Genomic DNA, 7,229 nt, shown 5'->3' with positions numbered 1-7,229 from the left:
GGCCGCGGCGGCGGCGTGCGCGGTCGCCCGGCCGGCGGCGGCCTCGGACCGAGCCGCGGCGGCGCGGTCAGCGGCAGCGAGATCTGCCTCGACGAGGTCGGGTTCGGCCAGCACGGCCTCCATCACGGCCGGAACCACGATGGCGGTCTCGAGCACGAACGGAGCCGCGACGGCGGTCTCGATCAGCGCGTTCTCGGCGGCGACAAGCTCGGCGTCGGAAGCCGTGTGAGCGGAACGCCCGGCACCGGAAAGAGCGCTGGCATCCGCCGGCGCGGCCGGAGCAGAGCCGATAGCGCCCGCACCGGCTGCGGCTCCGGCACCACGGCCGACACCGGCAGCACCTGCCTCCGACCCTGCCTCCGCGCCCGCACCCGCGGCATCCGTCGCTGCCGGGGCGACCAGGTAGCCGAACTGCACGTTCTCGAACGAGATCGCCGGGGCATCCGGCCGCACCGACTCGTTGGCGGCGCCGACCGTGATGGCCAGCGGCGCGATGTCGCGGTCGAACTGGTCCTCGGTGGGCAGGTCGATGATCTCCTGGATGCGGCCGAGGGCGCCAAGCGCGGAGTTCACGGAGGTGATCGCGCCGAACGCCTGGCCGAGCGGCACGATCATCAGGAACAGGAACAGGATGAACGCGATCAGGTCCGCGATCGTGATGGTGCCGCTGGCTACGCGGAAGCCGCCCACGCCCAGCACGACCAGGAACGACACCTGCATGGCGATGCCGGCGATCGGCACGACGAGGGCCGAGATCCTCGCGACCTGGATGCCCATCCGCCAGGCGCCCTTGGCGTCCTCCTCGACGGCGGCGATCTCCCGGTCGGTGGCGTTGGAGGCGCGCACGGTGCGCACCGCGCTGATGGCGCGCTCGACACTGGCGGCGAGGTCGCCGACCTTGGCCTGCGCGGCGAGGCTGGCGGCACGGATGCGCTGCGACAGCAGTGTGACGGTGACCACCGACACGGCGATCACCAGTACCGTCAGGCCGAGCAGCACCGGATCGATCACGAGCATGGCGATGAGCGCGCCGACGAACGTGAGCGACCCGCCGATCGCCTCGACCAAACCCTGGGTGAGCACGGCCCGCAGCAGCGTGGTGTCCGACCCCACCCGGGAGACCAGGTCACCGGTGCGACGGGTGTCGAATTCGCTGATCGGAAGGCGCAGCATCCGCCCGATCAGTTTGCGGCGGCTGGAGAGCACGACGCCCTCACCGGTGCGCTGCAGCAGATAGTGCTGGTAACCGCTGATCAGGGCTGAGACGACGACGAGTGCGACCAGCGCCCACACCAGGCCGCCGAGCGCGTCACCCTCCTGCACGATAGTGATGACCTGGCTGACCAGGAGCGGCTGGGCGAGGCTGGCGAGGGCGCCGAGGATGCTGAGTACGACGACGAAGCCGAGCACCTTCTTGTGCTCGAGCAGGTACGGGACCAGCTGGCTGAACGTCGCGCGGGGGCCGCCGGCATCGTCGCGGCGCCCCATCCGGCCGAGGCGACCGCGACCGGCCGTGCGACCGGCCGTGCGGAAGTCCGTGCTGGTGGTCGGGCGGGCGGTGGAACGGGGATTGCTGGGGGTACTCACCAAATGAGCTTAACCGCATCCTGCGGTGGATTGGCCCGGCGGTCTACAGTGAGGAACTGTGCCGGAGCCAGTCATCGTTGCCCAGAATCTTGTCAAGAAGTACAAGAATTTCGCCGCCGTCGACGGTATCTCGTTCGAGGTGGCACCGGGCGAATCGTTCGGGCTGCTCGGCCCGAACGGGGCCGGCAAGTCGACCACCATGCGCATGGTGGGCGCCGTCTCCACCCGCACCGGCGGCGACCTCCGCATTCTGGGCCTCGACCCGAACCGGTACGGCCCGGAGATCCGCTCGAGGCTCGGCGTGGTGCCGCAGGCCGACAACCTCGACACCGAGCTGCGGGTGCGCGAGAACCTGCTCGTCTACGGCCGCTACTTCGGCCTGCCGCGGGCCGAGGTGGCCCGCCGCGCCGACGAGCTGCTGGCGTTCGCGCAGCTCGAGGACAAGGCGAAGTCGAAGGTGGACGCGCTTTCCGGGGGCATGAAGCGGCGCCTCACGATCGCGCGGGCCCTGATCAACGACCCGAGCATCCTGCTGCTCGACGAACCGACCACGGGCCTCGACCCGCAGGCCCGGCATATCCTCTGGGACCGCCTGTTCCGGCTCAAGGAGCAGGGCACGACCCTGCTGCTCACCACCCACTACATGGACGAGGCCGAGCAGCTCTGCGACCGGCTGGTCGTGATTGACAAGGGCGTGATCATGGCCGAGGGTGCCCCGGCTCAGCTGATCCGCACCTACTCCTCCCGGGAGGTGCTCGAGGTGCGGTTCGGCTCCGATCTCAACGCCGACGTGGCCGCGCGCCTCAAAGGCATGGGCGACCGCATCGAGGTGCTGCCCGACCGCATCCTGATCTACAGCGAGAACGGCGAGTCCGAGTTGGTGCGCATCGTGGAGGCCGGACTCACCCCGATCACCAGCCTGGTGCGGCGCTCCAGCCTGGAAGACGTGTTCCTGCGCCTGACCGGACGGACCCTGATCGAATGACCGTCGATGAGACCGTCGGCGACCGGGCCATCCGTTCCACCCGGCGCACCCGGCGCTGGGGCTCCTGGTACGTCGCCGAGCACCGCTTCCTGTCGCTGCGCGCCTACGCCCAGACGGTGGTCGTGACCGCGATCGGCAACCCGGTCATCTACCTCTACGCGATGGGGGTCGGCCTGGCCACCCTCGTCGACGCCAACCTGGGCACGGATGCCGTCGGCGGGGTCAGCTACCTGGCGTTCGTCGCCCCCGCCCTGCTCTGCAGCGCGGCGATCGCCGTGGCGAGCGACGAGTTCACCTACCCGATCATGCTCGGCTTCAAATGGAACCCGGTGTTCTTCGCGATGAATGCCGCCCCGATCCAGCCGGGCCAGATCATCAACGGCATCGTCATCGCGGTGGCCGTGCGCATGGTCGTCACCTGCGGCATCTTCTACGGGTTCATGCTGCTGTTCGGCGCGGTTTCGGCAGCTGCCGGGTTCGTCACCGTGTTCGTCGCCCTGCTCACCGGCCTCGGCTTCGGCGCCCTGCTGATGGCGTACACGGCCACCCTCACCGAGGACACCGGCCAGCTGGCCATGGTGATGCGCTTCGTCATCCTGCCGATGACGCTGTTCTCCGGCACCTTCTTCCCGCTCGGCGTGCTGCCGATCTGGCTGCAGTGGATCGGCTGGATCTCCCCGCTTTGGCACGGCACCGAACTGGCCCGGGTGTTCGCCTACGGCGCGAACGAACCGCTCTGGCTGAGCGTGGTGCACGTGCTCTACCTGGCCGTGCTGCTCGCTGCCGGCTGGGTCGCAGCCCGGCGCATCACGGCGAGGCGGCTGAACAAATGACCGGAACCGAGCGGCAAACGGATGCCCCGGCATCCCGCCCACTCGGCGCGCTCTACGCCGGCAACGCCCGCAGCGTCATGTTCCGGGGCTGGCAGGCAACGAGGAGCACCAACTGGCTCGTAGTGGTCAGCGGCTTCTTTGAACCGATCTTCTACCTGCTCTCGATGGGCCTCGGCCTCGGCGCGCTGGTCGGCACGATCACGACCGAGTCGGGCCAGGAGGTGCCATACGCGGCGTTCATCGCGCCGGCCCTGCTCGCGGTCGCCGCGATGAACGGCGCCATCTACGACTCCACCTGGAACGTGTTCTTCAAGATGCAGTTCGCCAAGCTCTACGAGGGCATGCTGTCCACGTCGCTCGGCCCGCTGGATATCGCGCTCGGCGAGATCTCGCTGGCGCTGCTCCGCGGGGCGCTCTACGCCACCGGCTTCCTGGTCGTGATGCAGGCGCTCGGGCTGAACCTGTCCTGGTGGGCACTGCTGGCCCTGCCGGCCGTGCTCCTGATCGCGTTCGGCTTCGCGAGCGTGGGGATGGCCGTGACGAGCTTCATGAAGACGTTCCAGCAGATGGACTGGATCACGTTCCTGCTGCTGCCGATGTTCCTGTTCTCGGCCACGTTCTAACCGCTGAGCGTCTACCCGCAGCCGATCCAGTACGTGATCCAGGCGCTCCCGCTCTGGCACGGGGTGGAGCTGGTGCGCGGCCTGACCGCCGGTCAGGTCGACGCCGGGATGCTCTGGCACGTGCTCTACTACCTGGTGATGATCCTGCTTGGACTGGTCTTCACGACCCGGCGCCTGCGCACCCTGTTCCTCGACTGACGGAGCGCACGCCCGACGCAACTGTTGCCCGTTCGGACGACTGTTGCCGGCACACGGGCAACAGTCGTCCGAACGGGCAACAGTTGTCGGCGCCCGGCGCCCGGCAGACGGATGCCGCGGCGACTGTTCCCGACCAGCGTGCGCTACACCGGCAGCACGCCGACGATCATCATCAGGATGAAGTCGTCGTAGCTGTACCCGAGGCCGGGCACCGGGGCATCCGTCGCGCCGCGGCCGTAGCCAAGTGTGAACGTGGCCAGCATGATGAACGTGCCGAGGATCAACTGGCGCCAGTGCGACGTGAACACGGCCGCGAGCGGCAGCTGCTCCACCCGCTTGGTGGCGACGACCCTCGTGAACGCGTCGGATTCGACCAGGCGCGCAGGACCACGAGCAGGGCCGGCGCAAGCCAACCCATTATGGCGTCGGTGGGCAGCAACCCGATCAGGAAGGTCGCGAAGAGCAGGGCGCCGATGGGGCGGGCCACCATGGCCGCGCCGAAGACGGCGAACGACGCGAGCAGCGCCGTGGTCTCGTGGCCGGTCGGGAGGAACAGGTGCGGGAAGACGAGGACGGCGGCCGTTTGTGACAGCCGCCGTCAGGTAGCGATACGGATACCGCCGCGCACCACGGTCGTGTCTTACTCGCGCAGCTTCTGCAGCAGCTGAGCGGTCGCGATGGCCGCCGCGGCCGCCTCCTCGCCCTTGTCCTCCTTCGAGCCGGGCAGGCCCGCTCGGTCCAGACCCTGCTGCTCGTCGTCGAGGGTGAGCACGCCGAAACCCACCGGTTTGCCGGTGTCCAGCGCCACCCGGGTGAGGCCATCCGTTGCCGCCGACGACACGTACTCGAAGTGCGGGGTGCCGCCACGAATGATCACGCCGAGCGCGACGACCGCGTCGGCGCCGTTGTCGAGGGCCACCTTGCACGCCACCGGCAGCTCGAAGCTGCCGGGAACCCGCACGAGCGAGTAGCGGGCACCGGATGCCTCGAGCACCCGGGTCGCACCGGCGATCAGCCCGTCGGTGATCACGTCATGCCAGCGTCCGGCGACGATCACGATGTCCAGCCCGGTTCCGTCGATCTCGATCTCCGGGGAGCCTGCTCCGCTCATAGTGCGATTCCTTTCAGCATGTCTGCTTCTGCGATGTGGTGGCCCATCCGGTCGCGCTTGACGGCCAGGTAGCCCTGATTGTGCGTGCCGACGCCGACGACGAGCGGCACTCGCTCGGTCACGGTGATGCCGTGCGCCTCGAGCTGGCGCACCTTCTCCGGGTTGTTGGTCAGCAGCCGCACGCCGGACAGGCCCAGGTCGTGCAGAATGGCCGTGGCGGCGCCGTAGTCGCGGGAGTCGGCGGGAAGGCCCAGCGCCACGTTGGCGTCGAAGGTGTCCAGGCCCTCCTCCTGGAGCTTGTAGGCGCGCAGCTTGTTGATCAGCCCGATGCCGCGGCCCTCCTGGCCGCGCAGGTAGACCACGACGCCGCCGAGCTCCTGAATGGTCTCCAGGGCGGCATCCAGCTGCGGCCCGCACTCGCATTTGAGAGAGCCGAACGCCTCACCGGTGAGACACTCGGAGTGCACCCGCACGATCGCGCCGTCGGCGGGGGTGCCGGAGACGATGGCCACGTGGTCGGCGCCGGTCATCCGGTCCCGGTAGGCGCGCACCTGGAAGTAGCCGTGCCGGGTGGGCACCGTGGTCTCCACCTCGAAGTCCACCCGCGGCGATTCGAGGATCGGGCTGACTGTGGGCAGCGCGGTGTCGGTGTGGAACTCCTGCAGGTACGCGATCAGGTCCTTGATGGTGATCACCAGCACGCCCTCGCGCTCGCCGAGGGCGAGAAGCCCGGGCAGGCGCATCATTTCGCCGTCTTCGGCGACGATCTCGCAGATCCCGGCGACCGGCACGAGGCCGGCCAGTTTCATCAGGTCGACGGCCGCCTCCGTGTGGCCGTCCCGCTCGCGCACACCGCCATCCCTCGCGCGCAGCGGCATGATGTGGCCGGGCCGGTGCAAGCTCGACGGCCTGGAGGCCGGATCGGCCAGCACGCGCAGGGTGTGCGCGCGGTCGGCCGCGCTGATCCCGGTGCTGAGCCGGTCGGCCGCGTCGACCGACACCGTGTAATTCGTGCCGCGGGGATCCTCATTGTTCGGCACCATTACCGGCAGATCGAGCTTGTCGGCGAGGTCGTTGGTCATCGGCGCGCAGATGAAGCCGGAGGAGTACCGCACCGTCCAGGCGATCCACTCCTGGGTGGCCATCTGGGCGGAGATGATCACGTCGCCCTCGTTCTCACGGCCCTCGTCGTCGGCGACGATGACCGGTTTCCCGAGCCGGAGGGCAGCCAGTGCGGTGGGAATGTCGGCGAGGCTCATGAGTGGCTCCTTTTCGATCCGGCGTCCGCCAGGGCGAGCATGCGCTCGACGTGGCGGGCCAGGATGTCGGTTTCAATGTTGACGTGATCGCCGATCGCGCGCTGTCCCAGCGTCGTGACGGTGAGCGTTTCGGGGATGAGCGAGACTTCGAACCACTGGTCCGGTTCGCTCGCCGGGCTGATGTTGCTGACGGTCAGCGAGACGCCGTCCACGGCGATGGAGCCCTTGCCCACCACGAGCGGGGCGAGTTCGGCGGAGAGGCTGAATCGCAGCACCCGCCAGGCCTCACCGGGGGTGACGGCCAGCAGGGTGCTGGTGCCGTCGATATGACCCTGCACGATGTGGCCGCCCAGGCGGTCGCCGACGAGGGCGGCGCGCTCGAGGTTGACCGGGCTGCCGGCGCGGGCGGCGTCGAGGGTGGACATCAGGAGGGTCTGGGCCATCACATCGGCGGTGAAGGTGTCGCCGGTCCGCTCCACCACGGTGAGGCAGACGCCGTTGACCGCGATCGAGTCGCCGTGGCCGACGTCGGCCACGACTCGCGGGCCGCGGATGGTGAGGCGGGCGGCATCCGTGGATCGCTCCACCTTCTCGACCTGGCCGAGTTCCTCGATGATTCCGGTGAACATGGGT

Annotated in this window: 6 protein-coding genes and 2 pseudogenes; 3 read left to right on the top strand and 5 right to left on the bottom strand. The window is 69.1% G+C overall.

What is annotated here, in order from left to right; all coding sequences use genetic code 11:
* On the bottom strand, window positions 1-1,488 hold a 1,488-nt coding region (locus tag E3O22_RS08305), incomplete at its 3' end, for an ABC transporter ATP-binding protein (RefSeq protein ID WP_241976572.1).
* A gap of 157 nt (window positions 1,489-1,645) precedes the next feature.
* Between E3O22_RS08305 and E3O22_RS08300 the strand changes: the two genes are divergently transcribed.
* The 3 genes and pseudogenes from E3O22_RS08300 to E3O22_RS08290 all read left to right on the top strand — a co-directional run bounded on the left by E3O22_RS08300 (window position 1,646) and on the right by E3O22_RS08290 (window position 4,226).
* A complete protein-coding gene (locus E3O22_RS08300) occupies window positions 1,646-2,572 on the top strand; it encodes an ABC transporter ATP-binding protein (protein WP_134395284.1) in 927 nt (308 codons plus the stop codon).
* Entirely contained in the window at window positions 2,569-3,405 is an 837-nt protein-coding gene (locus E3O22_RS08295) for an ABC transporter permease (protein ID WP_134395283.1), read from the top strand. The genes E3O22_RS08300 and E3O22_RS08295 overlap by 4 nt, the downstream gene beginning before the upstream one ends.
* Window positions 3,402-4,226, top strand: a pseudogene (locus E3O22_RS08290) (ABC transporter permease). Before E3O22_RS08295 ends, E3O22_RS08290 begins: the two are co-directional and overlap by 4 nt.
* Before the next feature lie 152 nt (window positions 4,227-4,378).
* Here E3O22_RS08290 and E3O22_RS16325 read toward each other — a convergent pair.
* From E3O22_RS16325 to E3O22_RS08270, 4 genes and pseudogenes are all read right to left on the bottom strand, one after another.
* Window positions 4,379-4,818 (bottom strand): annotated as a pseudogene (locus E3O22_RS16325) (hypothetical protein); the annotation flags it as partial.
* A gap of 48 nt (window positions 4,819-4,866) precedes the next feature.
* Window positions 4,867-5,337, bottom strand: coding sequence for a 6,7-dimethyl-8-ribityllumazine synthase (gene ribH / locus E3O22_RS08280; protein ID WP_104100365.1), 471 nt, complete (start codon window positions 5,335-5,337; stop codon window positions 4,867-4,869).
* Window positions 5,334-6,596 (bottom strand): 3,4-dihydroxy-2-butanone-4-phosphate synthase, encoded by a 1,263-nt coding sequence (gene ribB, locus E3O22_RS08275; protein WP_134395282.1) that lies wholly within the window; start codon window positions 6,594-6,596, stop codon window positions 5,334-5,336. Before ribB ends, ribH begins: the two co-directional genes overlap by 4 nt.
* The gene (locus tag E3O22_RS08270; protein WP_134395281.1) at window positions 6,593-7,225 is read right to left on the bottom strand and encodes a riboflavin synthase; all 633 of its coding nucleotides are present in this window, start codon (window positions 7,223-7,225) and stop codon (window positions 6,593-6,595) included. The genes ribB and E3O22_RS08270 overlap by 4 nt, the downstream gene beginning before the upstream one ends.
* Window positions 7,226-7,229: the final 4 nt, after the last annotated feature.

It is taken from the genome of Cryobacterium sp. TMT2-18-2, from assembly GCF_004402245.1.
GTDB classification, from domain to species: domain Bacteria; phylum Actinomycetota; class Actinomycetes; order Actinomycetales; family Microbacteriaceae; genus Cryobacterium; species Cryobacterium sandaracinum.
Note: the sequence above shows the minus strand (reverse complement) of the source record. Positions and strands in the feature narration are given on the sequence as shown.

Bases quoted from the DNA above. Each gene is read 5' to 3' on its own strand.
- ribH (WP_104100365.1), bottom strand. From the start codon at position 5,337: ATGAGCGGAGCAGGCTCCCCGGAGATCGAGATCGACGGAACCGGGCTG.
- E3O22_RS08270 (WP_134395281.1), bottom strand. From the start codon at position 7,225: ATGTTCACCGGAATCATCGAGGAACTCGGCCAGGTCGAGAAGGTGGAG.
- E3O22_RS08295 (WP_134395283.1), top strand. From the start codon at position 2,569: ATGACCGTCGATGAGACCGTCGGCGACCGGGCCATCCGTTCCACCCGG.
- ribB (WP_134395282.1), bottom strand. From the start codon at position 6,596: ATGAGCCTCGCCGACATTCCCACCGCACTGGCTGCCCTCCGGCTCGGG.